The sequence below is a fragment of the Streptomyces sp. NPDC006208 genome (assembly GCF_040613775.1).
Taxonomy (GTDB): domain Bacteria; phylum Actinomycetota; class Actinomycetes; order Streptomycetales; family Streptomycetaceae; genus Streptomyces.
The window spans coordinates 39,822-54,473 of record NZ_JBEXSW010000015.1 but is presented as its reverse complement, the minus strand read 5'-3'; the positions used below and the strand labels follow the sequence as shown (position 1 = coordinate 54,473).

General features: G+C 69.5%; 17 protein-coding genes and 1 pseudogene. 10 read left to right on the top strand and 8 right to left on the bottom strand.

Going from position 1 to position 14,652, the window contains the following annotated elements; genetic code table 11:
• The first annotated feature begins 109 nt into the window (after positions 1 to 109).
• Positions 110 to 736, top strand: coding sequence for a dihydrofolate reductase family protein (locus ABZ208_RS14605; RefSeq protein ID WP_356909841.1), 627 nt, complete (start codon positions 110 to 112; stop codon positions 734 to 736).
• A gap of 94 nt (positions 737 to 830) precedes the next feature.
• Complete coding sequence (locus tag ABZ208_RS14600) at positions 831 to 998, top strand: hypothetical protein (protein WP_356909840.1); 168 nt, start codon at positions 831 to 833, stop codon at positions 996 to 998.
• 7 nt (positions 999 to 1,005) lie between these two features.
• On the opposite strand, the gene ABZ208_RS14595 is transcribed toward ABZ208_RS14600, so the two are convergent.
• The 4 genes and pseudogenes from ABZ208_RS14595 to ABZ208_RS14580 form a co-directional block, all read right to left on the bottom strand.
• Positions 1,006 to 1,659 (bottom strand): phosphoribosyltransferase, encoded by a 654-nt coding sequence (locus ABZ208_RS14595; RefSeq protein ID WP_356909839.1) that lies wholly within the window; start codon positions 1,657 to 1,659, stop codon positions 1,006 to 1,008.
• Between the two features lie 47 nt (positions 1,660 to 1,706).
• A pseudogene (locus tag ABZ208_RS14590) lies at positions 1,707 to 2,012 on the bottom strand (PRC-barrel domain-containing protein); the annotation flags it as partial.
• A 151-nt stretch (positions 2,013 to 2,163) separates the two neighbouring features.
• Entirely contained in the window at positions 2,164 to 2,898 is a 735-nt protein-coding gene (locus ABZ208_RS14585) for a sortase (RefSeq protein WP_356909838.1), read from the bottom strand.
• A 176-nt stretch (positions 2,899 to 3,074) separates the two neighbouring features.
• The gene (locus ABZ208_RS14580; protein ID WP_356909837.1) at positions 3,075 to 3,740 is read right to left on the bottom strand and encodes a CAP domain-containing protein; all 666 of its coding nucleotides are present in this window, start codon (positions 3,738 to 3,740) and stop codon (positions 3,075 to 3,077) included.
• A gap of 48 nt (positions 3,741 to 3,788) precedes the next feature.
• Here ABZ208_RS14580 and ABZ208_RS14575 point away from each other — a divergent pair, with 48 nt between their 5' ends.
• The 5 genes from ABZ208_RS14575 (at position 3,789) to ABZ208_RS14555 (ending at position 8,952) form a co-directional block, all read left to right on the top strand.
• Positions 3,789 to 4,223, top strand: a complete 435-nt coding sequence (locus ABZ208_RS14575) for a helix-turn-helix transcriptional regulator (protein WP_356909836.1) — start codon at positions 3,789 to 3,791, stop codon at positions 4,221 to 4,223.
• A gap of 58 nt (positions 4,224 to 4,281) precedes the next feature.
• Positions 4,282 to 4,728, top strand: coding sequence for a VOC family protein (locus ABZ208_RS14570; RefSeq protein WP_356909835.1), 447 nt, complete (start codon positions 4,282 to 4,284; stop codon positions 4,726 to 4,728).
• Between the two features lie 392 nt (positions 4,729 to 5,120).
• Positions 5,121 to 5,312 carry a putative ATP-grasp-modified RiPP gene (gene tgmA, locus ABZ208_RS14565; RefSeq protein ID WP_356909834.1) on the top strand — a complete coding sequence of 64 codons (192 nt, stop codon included), beginning with the start codon at positions 5,121 to 5,123 and terminating at the stop codon, positions 5,310 to 5,312.
• Between the two features lie 13 nt (positions 5,313 to 5,325).
• Positions 5,326 to 6,252 (top strand): ATP-grasp ribosomal peptide maturase, encoded by a 927-nt coding sequence (gene tgmB / locus ABZ208_RS14560; RefSeq protein ID WP_356909833.1) that lies wholly within the window; start codon positions 5,326 to 5,328, stop codon positions 6,250 to 6,252.
• 417 nt (positions 6,253 to 6,669) lie between these two features.
• A complete protein-coding gene (locus tag ABZ208_RS14555; protein ID WP_356909915.1) occupies positions 6,670 to 8,952 on the top strand; it encodes an MMPL family transporter in 2,283 nt (760 codons plus the stop codon).
• 27 nt (positions 8,953 to 8,979) lie between these two features.
• On the opposite strand, the gene ABZ208_RS14550 is transcribed toward ABZ208_RS14555, so the two are convergent.
• On the bottom strand, positions 8,980 to 9,450 hold the full coding sequence (locus ABZ208_RS14550; protein ID WP_356909832.1) for a hypothetical protein: 471 nt from the start codon (positions 9,448 to 9,450) through the stop codon (positions 8,980 to 8,982).
• A gap of 259 nt (positions 9,451 to 9,709) precedes the next feature.
• On the opposite strand from ABZ208_RS14550, the gene ABZ208_RS14545 reads away from it, so the two are divergent.
• Positions 9,710 to 10,225, top strand: coding sequence for a hypothetical protein (locus ABZ208_RS14545; protein ID WP_356909831.1), 516 nt, complete (start codon positions 9,710 to 9,712; stop codon positions 10,223 to 10,225).
• A 275-nt stretch (positions 10,226 to 10,500) separates the two neighbouring features.
• On the opposite strand, the gene ABZ208_RS14540 is transcribed toward ABZ208_RS14545, so the two are convergent.
• Positions 10,501 to 11,202 (bottom strand): TetR/AcrR family transcriptional regulator, encoded by a 702-nt coding sequence (locus ABZ208_RS14540; RefSeq protein WP_356909914.1) that lies wholly within the window; start codon positions 11,200 to 11,202, stop codon positions 10,501 to 10,503.
• A 133-nt stretch (positions 11,203 to 11,335) separates the two neighbouring features.
• Here ABZ208_RS14540 and ABZ208_RS14535 point away from each other — a divergent pair, with 133 nt between their 5' ends.
• Positions 11,336 to 13,024, top strand: coding sequence for a CocE/NonD family hydrolase (locus ABZ208_RS14535; RefSeq protein WP_356909830.1), 1,689 nt, complete (start codon positions 11,336 to 11,338; stop codon positions 13,022 to 13,024).
• A 179-nt stretch (positions 13,025 to 13,203) separates the two neighbouring features.
• Here ABZ208_RS14535 and ABZ208_RS14530 read toward each other — a convergent pair whose 3' ends face one another.
• Both ABZ208_RS14530 and ABZ208_RS14525 read right to left on the bottom strand, forming a co-directional pair.
• Positions 13,204 to 13,983 carry a hypothetical protein gene (locus tag ABZ208_RS14530; protein WP_356909829.1) on the bottom strand — a complete coding sequence of 260 codons (780 nt, stop codon included), beginning with the start codon at positions 13,981 to 13,983 and terminating at the stop codon, positions 13,204 to 13,206.
• A gap of 41 nt (positions 13,984 to 14,024) precedes the next feature.
• A complete protein-coding gene (locus tag ABZ208_RS14525) occupies positions 14,025 to 14,327 on the bottom strand; it encodes a hypothetical protein (RefSeq protein ID WP_356909828.1) in 303 nt (100 codons plus the stop codon).
• A gap of 13 nt (positions 14,328 to 14,340) precedes the next feature.
• On the opposite strand from ABZ208_RS14525, the gene ABZ208_RS14520 reads away from it, so the two are divergent.
• On the top strand, positions 14,341 to 14,613 hold the full coding sequence (locus ABZ208_RS14520) for a hypothetical protein (RefSeq protein ID WP_356909827.1): 273 nt from the start codon (positions 14,341 to 14,343) through the stop codon (positions 14,611 to 14,613).
• The last annotated feature ends 39 nt before the right edge of the window (positions 14,614 to 14,652 follow it).

Sequence of the window (14,652 nt, the reverse complement as noted above, 5' to 3'; positions counted from 1 at the left end):
GTGTCGCCGCCCGCTGCGCCTCCCGGTGCGGGGATGATGTCGAAAGGACGAGCTCCCGATCGACGCATGAGTGAGAGCACCATGCACCCCGAGGACGAAGGAGCACCTCATGACGATCGTCACGGCAGACATGACCATGTCCCTGGACGGCTGTATCGCGGGGACGGATGTGAGCGCCGACAACCCGGTCGGCACCGGAGCCGAGCGGCTGCACGACTGGATCCATCCCCTGGCGAGCTGGCGGGAGCGGCAGGGCCTGGCCGGTGGCGAGGAGAACCGCGACTCGGAGATCCTGCGCGAGTGGTTCGATGCCACCGGCGCGGTCGTGATGGGCCGGACGATGTACGACACCGGCGAGAAGCCCTGGGGCGACAACCCGCCGTTCCGCGCCCCGGTGTTCGTCCTGACCCATCGCCCGAGGCCGCGCCTGGTGAAGGAGGGCGGCACGACCTTCACCTTTGTCACCGACGGTATCCACGGTGCACTCGACCAGGCCAGGAAGGCTGCCGCAGGACGGAACGTCGACATCGCGGGCGGCGCCGACACCGTGCAGCAGTACCTGCGGGCGGGACTCATCGATGAGTTGCAGCTGCATGTCATCCCGGTGCTGCTCGGCGCCGGGCTGCGGCTCTTCGACCACCTGGGCCTGCAGCAGCGGGAGCTGGAGCCGGTGCGGGTCGAAGGGACCGCCCGCGCGACGCACCTCACATACAGACTGACCGGCCCCCTCCGGTGATCCGCGGGATCACGCCTGCTGGAGCACGGAAAGGACGTTGTCCGCCGGGTCCTTGAACCACGCGACGGACGGTATGTCGTCCTCGGGGCGGACGATGACCACCAACCACCAACCATCTCCGCACCCCTGCCTGCCCAAGTACGTGACTCCTCCAAATGCCTTCGTCGTCCAGGACCGCGACTACCTGTCGGCGCGCCGGCCCGGAGACGCGTACCTCTTCGGCCGGCGGTTCATCGGACTGCTCGAGGAGCCGGTCCGGTAACGGCGTGTCAGTGGGTGGCGAACGCCGCCCGCAGAATCCGGACCACCTCGTCGTCGCCGACCTGCCCGAAGTCGTCGTACCACTCACCCACCGACCGGAAGGCCAGGGGCCGGTGCAGGTGGACCAGTTCGTCGATGTCCGCGCCTATCGCCAGGTACGCCTCGGTGGAGCACACCGGCACGGCCACCACCACGCGCCCCGGTTCGTCGGCACGGACGGCGGTCAGCGCGGCCCGCACGCTCACACCTGTTGCCAGACCCTCGTCGACGACGATCACGGTCCTGCCCCGCAGATCCGGTGCCGGGCGCCGGCCGCGGTAGAGGTCCTCGCGGCGGTTGAGCTCCACCCGCTCCCGGGCGACCTGCGCTCCCAGACGATCGGGCGTCAGATCGAGCATGGCCAGCGCCTGCTCGTCGTACAGCGGCGGGTCGTCGTCGACCAGCGCCCCGATGCCCAGTTCGGGATTGAACGGAGCTCCGATCTTGCGCACCACGAGCACGTCCAAAGGCGCGCCCAGCGCCTTGGCGACCTCGTCGCCCACGGGCACGCCACCACGGGGCAGCGCCAGTACGAACGGATCCGGGAGCTGCCCGCCGCGGTGCTTCTCGACCAGCCGGGCGGCGAGTTCACGCCCGGCCGCCCTGCGATCGGAGAACCGCATGACTGCCTGCCTTCTGGGAGACCCCGGCTCACACGGAGGCTTCACATGTAGTACGCGTACAGGCGCCGCTCCTCCCGCTCGGAGAGATGACCCCCGGCGTCCACCTCGACCCGCGGCGCATCCTTGACCATGTCCTTGGGGTACGGCACCTGGAGGTGGTCGTCGACCAGATCGGCATCCCGGATCGGGACGAACGACTCGCTTGTGCCGAACAGTCCCGTCTCCACACTGACCCAGTCGGGCTCGCCGGTGACGTCGTCGAGGAAGACCGTCCTGGCATTGCCGATCTTGCTGCCCTCGGCGTCGTAGACGGGATGGTTCAGCACGCTCGGGATCTGCTCCAGCGTGATCACGTTCCCTCCTCCTCTCCAGCGCCCCTCCACCAGTGCGGGTAACCGCGCCGAACAGGTCTAAACAGGCTGTTTTACGTATCAATCACCCTGCAGCGTGCGACGCCCCGGGAGGTGTCATGACGATCATCGAGTACGCCCTGCACCGGGGCGCTCAAGGTGAGGACGACGACTGGGGCTTCACCTCGCGCAGCACGCCGATCTTGTCGATGCGGTGCTCGGGGTTGCCCCGGTCGTCGCGCCAGAAGTTCCCGGCCGCGTCGTCCTCCGGCGTCGCGCAGGTGGAGATTGTGATCATCGCTTGCGTGGGCTTCTTGCCGGGGTGGCCGGGAACCGCCGCACGCTGCTCGGCGAGCGACCGCTCGGAACGGAAGGACGTCTGCCGGCTGCCGGTGATCACGTACTTGTAGGTCACTCCGCCGGACGTGACCAGGACCGAGTCGCCGTTGCGGACCGAGGGGAGGTTGCGCAGTGGGCCGCCGGCGGACAGCCGGTGGGCGGTGACCAGGTAGTTCCCTGTCTCTCCGGGGCCGACTCCGCCCCGGTTGCCATAGGGGCTCGCGGCGACGCCCCGGTTCTGGATCCGTGTACCCGGCCAGTCGTCGGTCGTCCCCTTGTAGGGCACGACGCTCAGGTCCTCGACACCGATCGACGGGATGGACAGTGATGCGGGCCGGGTCCGTGTGCTGGTAGCGCTCGGACTCGGCTCGGGCGACGTGGTGCTCGGTGCGGCCGCGACAGGTTCCGTCGTCACCGCCTCCGGCGTCCCGCCCGTGGTGGCCGGAGGCGGCGGAGTGACGGATGCGCCTGTACCACCGGAGGAGCAGCCCACGAGCACGGCGACGAGTGCGCCGGTGAGCGCGGCGGGAACGGCTCGGAAATGGGCCATCGGCACTTCGCTGGGGTAGCTGGACGTGCGGGCCGCATTCGGCACCCGCCGGTTCAACGCGCAGAACAACGCGAACCGGCCGGATGTTCCCCGGGCATGCGTCCGTCACTCAAGGCGGCGCTGTCCGCACGTATCGTGGCTCCGGCCGGCGCCATGACCCAGGGACGGGCCGTCCCTCAGTTCCTTTTGCCGAAGTTCTGTACCCACGCCGGGCGCTTGCCGGGGCTCACGCCCACTCCGATCTCCGTGAACGAACAGTCCAGAATGATCTGGCGGTGTCCGGTGCTGTTCATCCAGCCCTCCATCGCCTCGGCAGGACTCTTCGGTCCGCGGTAGATGTTCTCGCCCCACTTCTGCCAGCCGTAGCCCGCGGCGGAGATCCGGTCCCCGGCATCACGGCCCTCCGGGCTGTGATGCCCGTAGTAATGGCGGGTGGCCATATCGTCGGCGTGCGCCGTGGCGGACCTTTCCAGCCGGCCGTTCCTGCGTACCGGTGGACACCCCACCTCCGCACGCCGAGCGTTCACCAGGTCCACGACTTCGTCGACCTCGTCCTCAGGTACCGGCGCCGGCACAGGAGCCGGGGTGGGGGCCGTCGTGACTTCGCCACCGGCACGCAGGGTCGGCCGGGCCGCCTGTGTCGGGACTACGGTGCCGCCGTCCAGGGTGCGCAACGACGGAAGGGCCGAAGGCCTCGGCGTACCGTCCCGCGCGCTGCTCCACAGGAGCATCCCGGTGATGACGGCCGCGGCCACGCCCGCGGCCGGTACGGCGGCCCGGGCGCCCGCCCGCCTGCGCCTGCCGACTTGCTCCTTCGACGGTTTTTCGTCACGGCGTCGCATGGAGTCCACTCCGTTCTTCTGTCAGTGCCGCATGCCAGCATGGGGAGCATGCCGCACCTGGCCCACCTGAAGCAGTTGCGGCTCGCGAAGGACGCGATGGACCGCGACTGGGCCGAGCCGCTCGACCTCGACACCATCGCCGCCCACGCCGGATACTCCCGGTACCACTTCGTCCGCGCGTTCAAGTCCGTGTACGGCCTGACCCCCGGCCAATATCTGTCCCGGCGCCGTATCGAGCGCGCCGAGGAGATGCTCCGCAGCGCGAACCTGTCGGTGACCGAAATCTGCTCCCTCGTCGGATTCAGCAGCCTCGGCACGTTCTCCGCACGCTTCAAGAGGCACACCGGTCTGTCCCCGAGCGACTACCGCGCACGGCATGTGGGCCGCGGCGCCGCACTGATCCCCGGGTGCTACGCGATGCTGTGGGCCGGCGGCTTCTCCCCGGCCCGTCCGGAGCACCGCAATTCTGAAGAAGCGAGCTGAGGGTGCGGCTGCCTACGGTGGCAGGGCAACGCAAACCCCGTCCCCTGAGGAGCACGAGATGATCAAGGGCCTCGCGATTTCCACGGTCTGGGTACTGGACCAGGACCGGGCCAAGGAGTTCTACACCGAGAAGCTGGGTCTCGAGGTGCGGACCGACATGACGATGGGCGAGGGCGGCATGCGCTGGCTGACCGTGGGGGCCAAGGACCAGCCCGACGTGGTGCTGACACTGATGGTGCCCGCGCCGCCCGCCATGGACCCGGAGTCCGCGGACGCCATGAGGACGCTGATCTCCAAGGGCGTTCTCGGCGCGGGCGTGCTGGCCACTGACGACATCCACGGCGACTACGCAAAGCTCAAGGAGCGCGGCGTGGAGTTCCTGCAGGAGCCGCAGGAGCGCCCCTACGGCACCGAGGCGATCTTCCGTGATGACTCGGGCAACTGGTTCTCCTTCACCCAGGAGCGCGAGGGCGGGCTCGACTTCGACAAGGAGTGGGCCTGCTGAGATCCGCGAGCCGCGCCGACCGCCTTTCGCCGCGCCCCTGCCCGTAGACCTCCACTGCGATGGTCGCCGGCGGGGGCGCTGTCGTGCGTTCTCCCGAACAGACGCTCGCACAGGGCGATTTGAGGCTGTTTGGGCCCTCTCGGGTGTAGCGTGCGTCACGCCAGGGTCGAACAATGAAACCCGTGGGGCGCGTGGGACGTCTGCCTGAGTGGCTACGAGAAGTCGGATTTCGGCAGCTGGTCGGTACCCGTAACGGGGCTACCGGCCGTATCCGCCTTCCAGCCGGCCAGCAGCGCCCGCATGGTGACTCTTCGTATTGAAACCGTGACGACCTTTGATACGTACTGTTACCGAGCGCCCCAAGCAGCCCCGCGCGGGCAAGGAGGAAGAGCATGAAGCCGTTCGCGTGGAACTACGCACGCCCAGCCGAGTTGTCACCGATCACCGCCGCCTACTCGTACGATCCCAACCTGCAGCTGAACGTCCTGCCCGACGGCCGACCCGCCATCATGGACAGGGCACTGCTCGCAGCGGCCGGGACCACGACGTCAAAGGCCGGCTCCGCAACCCACTTCGACGACTGACCGGTTGTGCGCGATGACGGTGCTGATCCTGACGTGCCGGGAGGATGTGACCGCGGACATGGTGGTCGCGGAACTGCACGCACAGAGTGTCCCGCTCGTCCGCTTCGACCCCGGTGACCTGCCGGGCGACGCGGCGCTGACGGCCGAGTACGTACGGGGTGAATTCCGCGGCTACTTGTCGACGGGGGGCCGTGTGGTGAGCATGGACAGTGTTCGTTCGGTCTGGATGCGCAGGCCCAGCGAGCCGGCCGCCCATGCCCCCGAGCCGTCGGCATGGCTCTCCCTCGAGACCGGGCAGGCGCTGTACGGGATGCTCGACTGCACCGCGGCACGCTGGATGAACCATCCCAGCGCCGCGGCCAAGGCCCGCCACAAGCCGTGGCAGATCCGGGTCGCGCACCACAGCGGCTTCCCGGTCCCGGCCACGGTCGTCACCACCCATCCCAAGATGGCCCGTCAGTTCGCCGACCAGTACCGGCATGTGGTGGTGAAGTCCGTGTCGGGCAAGGCTCCCGGCGATCCGCCGATGGCGCTGCCCACGACGCTCGTCCCGCCGGACGCCGACTTCGCCGGCGTCGCAGCAGGCCCCACCCTGCTGCAGCGGTACATCGCCAAGTGCGCCGACATCAGGCTGACCAGCGTGGGCGACGAGCACTTCGCAGCGCGGAAGGTGGCGGAGCCCGGGCAGGTGGACGGGCGTTACGGAGAGACCGGACACAGCTGGGAGCCCGTCGAGGTGCCCCCGAGGATCGCGCGGGCCGTGGAGACGTACAAGAAGCTCGCCGAACTCTCCTACGGTGCTTTCGACTTCGCGGAGGACTCCGAAGGAACCTGGTGGTTCCTCGAATGCAACCAGGGCGGCCAGTTCGGCTTCGTGGAACTGGATACGGGACTGCCGATATCGGCGTCCGTCGCCTCATGGCTGGGCGCGGCGGTGTGACCCGGCGGCGCTGGGGTCCGTGACGCACCCCGGCGCCCCGAACGGGCAACGAGGTACCAAGGGCGCGGCGGGCGTACGGACGCCTCTCACCTCCCCCGGCAGCCGTCATGCCGGGGGAGCGGGTCCCACCTCCTCGGCGGGGCCCGGGGCCCACTCGCGCAGCTCGCCGGGCCTGAGCCGTGCCGCGGCCCGCAGCGTCCTCATCCGCTCACGGCGCACATCCTTGCGCATGCGCCCTGGCGGCCCGGCAGGCGCAGGATCACCCGTTTCCCCCGCTCCGGGGTGCCGCACCCGCCCCACCGGCATTCAATGCGGAGTGTCCATGTGTTCGCTCCGGCTCGGCGCCGCGAGGAGCACGGGGACCTCGGCGGCCCGGCGCGCGCCGAGCGCCGGAGCATGTCGGGAGTACGCATGTCGATGCCGCAGCCCGCGCCCGAACACGGCGCAGCGCCGCGTCCGAAGGGACTGCTGCGGCGCACCGGCGAATGGTGTGCCCGCCACTGTGTGCTCGTCATCGTCCTGTGGCTGGCCGCCCTCGTCGGCGTCCAGGTGCTCGACCGGGCCTTCGGCGGCGAATACTCGGACAACTTCGCCCTGCCCGGCACCCAGTCGCAGGAGGGCCTCGACGTACTCAGGGCGCACGAGCCCGCCGCGGGCGGCTACAGCGCCCAGGTCGTGCTGAACGACACCTCGAAACCGCTCACCGAGGTGAGCAGCCAGGTTGCGAGCGTGGTGGCCCGTCTCCAGAAGCTGCCGCATGTCCTCAGCGCACAGAACCCTCTGCCGCCGCCCGGTTCCACGCCGCCGAAGCAGCCTGCGGGAACGCCTGACGTCGGCCCGCTCTCCGCGGACGGGAAGACGGCGTACATCACCGTCCGGTTCGACACCCAGCCGTCCGTTCTCGGCCCGTCCTACCTGGACGGAGTGAACGAGGCCGTCGTGCCGCTGCGCGCGGTGGCAGTGGACGTGGAGTACGGCGGCACACTGGGAGAGCTGGCCAGACCAGAGCCGAACGACCTGCTCAGCGAGGCGATCGGCTTCTCCGTGGCGATCCTGGTCCTGCTCATCGGCTTCGGCAGTGTGATCGCGGCGGTCCTGCCTCTTGTCACCGCCCTGATCGCGGCGGTCTGCGGACTGGGCCTTCTCGGCCTGCTGGCCGCCGCGTTCACCTTCGCCACGGTCTCGCCGACGCTGGCCACGATGATCGGTCTCGGGGTCGGGATCGACTATGCGCTCTTCCTGATCACGAGGCACCGCCAGAACCTGATGAACGGGCAGGATCCCGTGCACGCCGCCGGGATGGCCAACACCACGAGCGGACGGGCCGTACTCGTCTCCGGCTGTACGGTCATCATCGCCCTGTCCGGCCTGTGGGTGTCCGGGATCAGCTTCATCGGCAAACTCGGCCTGGCTGCGGCGGTCACCGTGGTCACCGCCGTTCTCGGCGCACTCACCCTCGTACCCGCGCTGCTCGGACTCATCGGCCGGCGGATCGACAAGTGGCATGTACGCAAGCCCGTCGCGGAGGCCGACGCCGAGCCGGGCGAGGAGGCGCACGGCACCTGGCACCGCTACGCGCAGCGCGTGGAGCGCCGGCCCTGGTGGTTCCTGGCCTCCGGCGGCGTGGTGCTGGCGGTGCTGTCGATCCCGCTGTTCTCCATCCAGCTCGGACACATCGGCGACGGCGCCGACCCGAAGTCCTTCACCGACCGGCGCGCCTACGACCTGATGTCCTCAGCGTTCGGGCCCGGCTCGAACGGTCCGCTGACCCTCGTCGTCGATCAGAGCGCCGTGCCGCAGTCGGACCGTCAGCAACTCGCCGCACAGCTGCAGAAGGCCCTCACCGACGTCCCGAACGCGGCAGTGATCACGCCGCTGAAGCCCACGTCGGACGGCGATGTGCTCATCGGCACCGCCTACTCCGTCGCCGCACCGCAGGACGAGAAGACCACGGAACTCGTCAACGATCTGACGGGCGACGTCCTGCCCGGGGCTGTCTCGGGCACCGGCGCCGGAACCTATGTGACCGGCACGACGGCTGCCCAGGTCGACTTCCTGGACATCGTCTCCAGCCGGCTGCCCCTCATCATCGCGGTGGTCGTCGGCCTGGCATTCCTGGTCATCCTGGTTGTCTTCCGTGGCGTGCTGGTCGCGCTCAAGGCGGCCGTACTGAACGTGCTGTCGATCGCGGCCTCCTACGGAGTCGTGGTGGCCGTCTTCCAGTGGGGCTGGGGCGGGCCCGCGCTCGGCGTCTCGGGAGATGTGCCGATCGAGAGCTATGTGCCGATGATGATGTTCGCCATCGTCTTCGGGCTCAGCATGGACTACGAGATCTTCCTGCTCTCCCGCGTTCACGAGGCCTGGCTGCGCACGGGGGACCCCAAGGCGAGCGTTGCGCACGCCCTGGAGATCACCGCACGGGTCATCACCTGCGCGGCGCTCATCATGGTCAGCGTCTTCGCGGCCTTCATCGTCAGCGACAACATCGTGGTGAAGATGCTGGGGCTGGGACTCGCGGCGAGCGTCTTGATCGACGCCACCATCGTCCGGCTGCTGCTCGTGCCCGCGGCGATGACCCTGCTCGGCAAGTCCGCCTGGTGGGCCCCGCGCTGGCTGGACCGGCTGCTGCCGCATGTGCACACCGAAGGCGAGGACGAGCCGGTCCCGGCCGTGACCGGGAGCCGGGAACCGGCCGCCTGAGCGGGTCCGTGCGAGCGCGCGCCGCCGTCAGATGCCCATCGAGGCCATCTCGACGGCGGAGCGGTAGTTGGCCGCCGCGACGACCACACAGGCGCGGTAGCTGCGGTTCTCCTTGACGACGCGGAAGTAGTCCCGGACCTGCTTCCAGTAACTGCGCAGATAGCCGGGCCCGGGGAAGAACGCCGGCGGGCGCGGGACCAGGGCGAACGCCTTCGAGCACTCGAGGATCTCGCCGGTGGCCTGCGACAGCACCGCCTCGACGTCGCTGTTCATGTTCCATCCGGCGGCCAGCTCCGGAGTCCAGATGGTGCCGGCCACCTCACGCAGACGCTCCTGCTCCTCCGGGGTCGGGTCGCTCTGCGCCACGGGCGCGGCCGCCCGGACCCCGGCCGTGCTGGTCTCCTGAGCCTGCGCCGTACTCGTCGTGCCGATGCTCAGCGTCGCGGCGACGGCCACGAGTGCCACCGCGGTCACCCAGCGGGATTTTCCTGCCTTCATCGGTGCTCCTCTCCTTGGCTTGCGCACACCGGCCCGGCGGTCACCGGGCCCGCTCGAAGCTGACACGCCATGATCACCCCGTCAACGGTGCATGACGCGCCATCAGCGGATGACATGGAACGCCGATGTGATCATCCGGTGTCGTGGCATTCCGGAGATCTTGATAAAAGTACGGATTCCACTGCAACCGTACGGTTTCGGCAACTGTCTACGTTGATGACACCACTGTCCCCGTATCAGGAGAATCTGGGGGCCCGCCATGTTCAACCGTCCACGCCTCGCGGCTGTCGCCGCAGGCATACTGCTCACTGCCGGGGTCGGCGCCACGATCCCCGCCTCCGCCGCGGCTTCCGCACCGCAGTCCGCTCCGGCGATCGCCCTGGTCACCAATGCCCGCTGGGGCGGCCACGGATCGTTCGACCGGATCGTCGTCGATGTCCGCGGCAAGGTGCCTCCGGTCACCGTCAAGCCGGTGAAGGAGTTGCGCTACGACGGCTCGGGCCAGAAGGTCCCGCTCGCCGGAAAGCACTTCCTGGAGATCAAACTCTCGCCTGCGGCCGCGCACAACGACGCGGGTGCGTCCGTCTACAAGGGGCCCCGGCTGACCAAGGTCTGGCTCCCGACGCTCAAGGGGCTCGCTCTGACGGGCGACTACGAGGGTGTGGTCACTTTCGGGGCGGCCTTCAACGCCAAGCCGGCCTACAAGATGACGAAACTGCACTCGCCGGAGCGTGTCGTCATCGATGTCTGGATCCCGTCGGGGTGCCGGGCCTGAGTGAGGAGAAGGCGCACACAACGGGCGCGTCGCCCGGGGTGTGCGCCGCACCTGTCTGTTGGTCACCGAAGCACTGTGATCACCTCTGCCGCCCTCCGGGCGGGCTTGGCGGACATCCACCACGGTGATCGACCTCAGGACCTGCGCGCCGCTGTCGAACGTTGCCGTCGACATCCGGCACTTGCGACGCGGTCGCGATCTACTCCGGCTGTCTGGCCGTCGTATCGGCGCCGGTGCACCACGTTTTTGCGCGCAGCCGACCTTGCTCGTGATGATCACACTGCTGCCGTAAGCCCGTTGATCATGCGGTCGAGAAGGCGGTCGAACACGGCTCGGGGTGCCGGGTCGTTGCTCGGCACCGTCAGGGCACGGGCAACTCTGGGATACGTGCCTCCGACAGATGTGGACCGAAGGTAGCGGGCCTGCGCTTCGAGGATCTCGCCGGACGTTCGGCCGGCGGCCTCTGCCGCCTGCTCCTGGGCGAGTTCGTAGGAAACGTGGCCGGCCACGAAACCGGTGAGCAGGCTGAAGGTCTCCAGCGCTGCCCTGGCATCCAGGCGGACGGGTTCGAGTACGGCGAGTGCGTACTCCAAGGTGGCAAGGGTGTTCGGGCCGAGGGTCTGCCGTGCGGGCAGCGCCGCAGGCAGCCATGGGTGGCGCCGCATGATCGCACGTTGCTCGTGGGCGAGCTTCCGAAGATCGGCGCGCCAGTCACCGGAGGGCCCGGGTGGAAGGCGGTGGTCGCCGCTCACCTGGTCGATCATGAGCTCCAGCAGAGTCTCTTTGTTGGGGACGTAGCTGTACAGGGACATCGTTCCGGCCCCGATCCTGGCCGCGACCGCGCGCATGGTGACTGCGGTGAGCCCCTCGGTGTCGGCGATGGCGACGGCTTCGGCGGTAATTGCGGCGCGGCTGTAGGCCGGTGGCCGCCCGCGTCGCGGCCGTTCGGCCGGCGACCAGAGCAGCTCGGGATCCACACCGGCGCTGCGGCCGGATGGGCCTGTACGAGTCACGGCAACCTCTCCTCACTCCTGCCGCCATCCAATCACCCGCTATTCTCGTACTACGTACGAGAATGATGACGGATCCTGCTCCGGGAAACGAGGCACCATGACCACGGCGACGTACCACTCGTCCGCGAAGAAGCCGCCCTTGCACGCCCGGGCCATGAGGCGCTCCCTGCGGGGTCTGCCTCCCAAGCTTCACGACATCGCCTACGAGTCAGGCCTCGTGGTACCCGCCGCAGACGGCAGCGCACTGCTGACCGACCACTACTTCCCCCTGGACGACGGTGACTTTCCCTCGCTTCTGGTCCGGTCGCCGTACGGCCGGGGATTCCCCTGGGCGTCGATGTACGGCATGCTCCTCGCCGAACAGGGCTTCCACGTCGTCCTGCAGAGCTGCCGTGGCACCGGAGGATCGGGCGGCGAGTCGGCCCTGTGGCAGAACGAGGCCGCCGACGGCCAGGCCACCGTCGCCTGGTTGCGCCGACAGTCCTGGTTCTCCGGCGTGCTGGGGACCATCGGCCCCAGCTTCCTCGGCTACGTGCAGTGGGCGCTTGCCCTGGACCCGCCGCCGGAGCTGCGGGCGATGGTGGTCCAGGTCGGCCTGCACAACCTGCACGGCTACTTCTACCCCGCAGGCACGTTCGCCTTGGAGAACACGCTTGTCACCACGGTGGCCAGGACGAGTCAGCACCGAGGCCTCCCGAGTTTCCTGCGGGCCGTTCTGCGGCTGCAACGCCACCTCCGGAAGATCACGCGAACCCTGCCCCTCGGCGAGGCGTACGCGCCCGGTCTGGGTGGACGGGTGCCGTTCCTGGAGGAGGCGATGGCCCACCCCGACCCCCAGGACGAGCACTGGCAAGGGGCGGACGTGGGGGCCGTGGCCGAACGCCTGACCGTGCCGACCGGCCTGATCTCCGGCTGGAACGACGTGAGCCTCGACCAGACCCTGCAGCAGTACGACAGGCTGCGGCGCGCCGGCTGCGACACGGCCCTGCTCATCGGTCCCTGGACGCACAACTCCGCGCTGCAGCAAGGCTGGCCCGAGGTCTTCGCCGAGAGCCTCGCCTGGCTGCGGGCCCACCTGTGCGACGACCCGTCCGGCCTTCGGAAGACAAGGGTGCGTGTCCACCTGGGCGGCCGGCGGACCTGGCACGACCTTCCCGACTGGCCCCCGGCCGCGACAGGCCATCGCTGGTACCTCGGCAGCGGCGGCACACTGAGCACCCAGGCGCCAAAGGACACGCCGCCGCTGTCCTTCCGCTACGACCCGGCCGATCCGACCCCCTCGATCGGCGGTCCCCTCCTGTCCAACAAGGCCGGCGCTCAGGACAACACCGCTCTGGAAGCCAGGGACGACGTGCTGACCTTCACCACCGCACCGCTCACCGAGCCGATCCACATCCTCGGACCTGTCAGCGTGGAACTGCGGGTCAGCACGGACACGGGCCACGCCGATGTCTTCGCCAGGCTCTGCGACGTCGACGACCGGAACCGCTCCTCGAACGTCTGCGACGGGCTGCGACGACTGCGACCCGCCGAAGCCACCGTGGCCGCCCCTGCCGCTGTCACAGTGCCGATGAGTTCCACTGCCTACTGTTTCCCCGCCGGACACCGGATTCGACTCCAGGTCAGCGGTGGCGCCCACCCGCGCTTCGCCCGCAACACCGGTACCGGTGAGCCTCTGGCGACCACCACCCGGCTCATACCGTCCGAAGTCACGCTCCACCACCCGTCCGTGCTCGTACTCCCCACCCCGGGAGAGAAGTTCGCAAGCCCGGGTCCCGCGCACTGACGGGACCACAGGCGCCTTCGCCGCCACTGGTGGCGAAGGCGCTGTCCGCGCGGACCGTGACGGCGATCACCTGCTGCTGTCTTTCGGGTGCGACAGCCGTGCGCCGCTCGGCATCACCTCGGGTGATCGGCCTTCGTGCGCCCTCCGCCCGTGACCTCGGGGATGGTTGAGACGACCCGTCACTCGTCCACGGCACCGGGGAACAGCAGACGGAAGGCGTCGGCGGAGTCCGTGCCCGACCGGCCGAACGGCGCGTCGAAGTCCCAGACGAGGAAGAGCAGGAACGCGATCAGCGCGCTGAAGAGCCCGGCGAGCAGAAGCTCCCGCGGCGAACGGCCGATCTGCATGGTGAAGATGAGACCGATGGTGACCAGCGCGCCGCTGATCAGACCGAACCACACCACGCCGGGCAGGGTCTCCCCGGCGTTGGCCGCCCGCGCATGGCGCGCGTCGTCGGCGACGGCGACCTGATCGAGCATCGGCTGGTACGCCTGGGCCTGGAGCTCGCCCGACGGTTCCCGCTGCGCGATGTGCGTGCGCACGGTGTTGAGCAACTGGGCTCCCTTGTCGGGCAGTTCGTTGTTGTCGATCATCCGCGGCCACTCCTCGTGGACCACATGGGCCACATAGCGGTCGATGTCGGCGCGCAACTCGTCCTGGACGGCGGCCGGGTAGACCTGCGCCCGCCGGGTGATCTCGTGCAGCGCCTGGGCCTCGCGGCGTACGTCGTCCTGCGCGGCGCCACGTGCCTCCCAGACGCCCGCGATGGCCAGACCGAGCACGATGGCGTAGACGACGCCGACCATCATCGTCATGTACTCGAGGACGTCGGGGGTCTCATCGAGCTGCTCGCCGGCTTCGCCCTCCTCGCCCGCCCGGCGCTGGCTGAGCAGCATGACGACAAGGACGACGGCGCAGGCGGCGGCCATCACGAGGGCAAGGACGAGCCAATCCGACATGAAGGACTCCCGAAGTCGGTGTGGTGGGGGTGCGCGGGTGTTCAGGCGCGGCCGCGCCGGGACGCGGCGGACTGCGAGCGCGGGCGCAGCATGGCTGCGGCGAGCACGGCGGGCGTCGTGGTGACGAGCATCAGGACGACGAGCGGTGTCCCCGTGTCCTTCGGTCTCCCGGTCGGCGGACGGTAGTTGCGCACGGTGGCCGGACGCGCGACCTGGACCGGAGGCCGGGCTGCGGGCGGCGGCGCGGCCGCGGGAGCGGGGGACGTCCTGGCCACCGGCTCCGGAGTGATCTCTGCCGGCTCCTCGGGCTCCTGCGACGGCTGCGGCTGCGGTGACTGCGGCACCGGCGGAGGAGTCGTGGGCGGCGGTGGGGTGGGCGTGGGCGTCGGCGTCGGCGTCGGGACCGGGGTGGTCGGCACGGGCTCGCTCGGAGTGGGTGCGGGCTCCGGAGGCAGGCAGTCCTCTGTCCGGATCGAAACCCTGACGGTCAGCGACAGCAGCGGCAGCGACACGGACAGGGCCGCGTCCACCTGCCCCGGCGCCGATGCGGAATCCCCGGAGGACGCAGCCACATCGACCGACGCCGGCCCGGGCCCCGCCAAGGACACCGAGGCCGTCATCGACGCCTGATCCACCGGAGGCCTGCCGTCTGCCCCGCCCGCCCCGGCC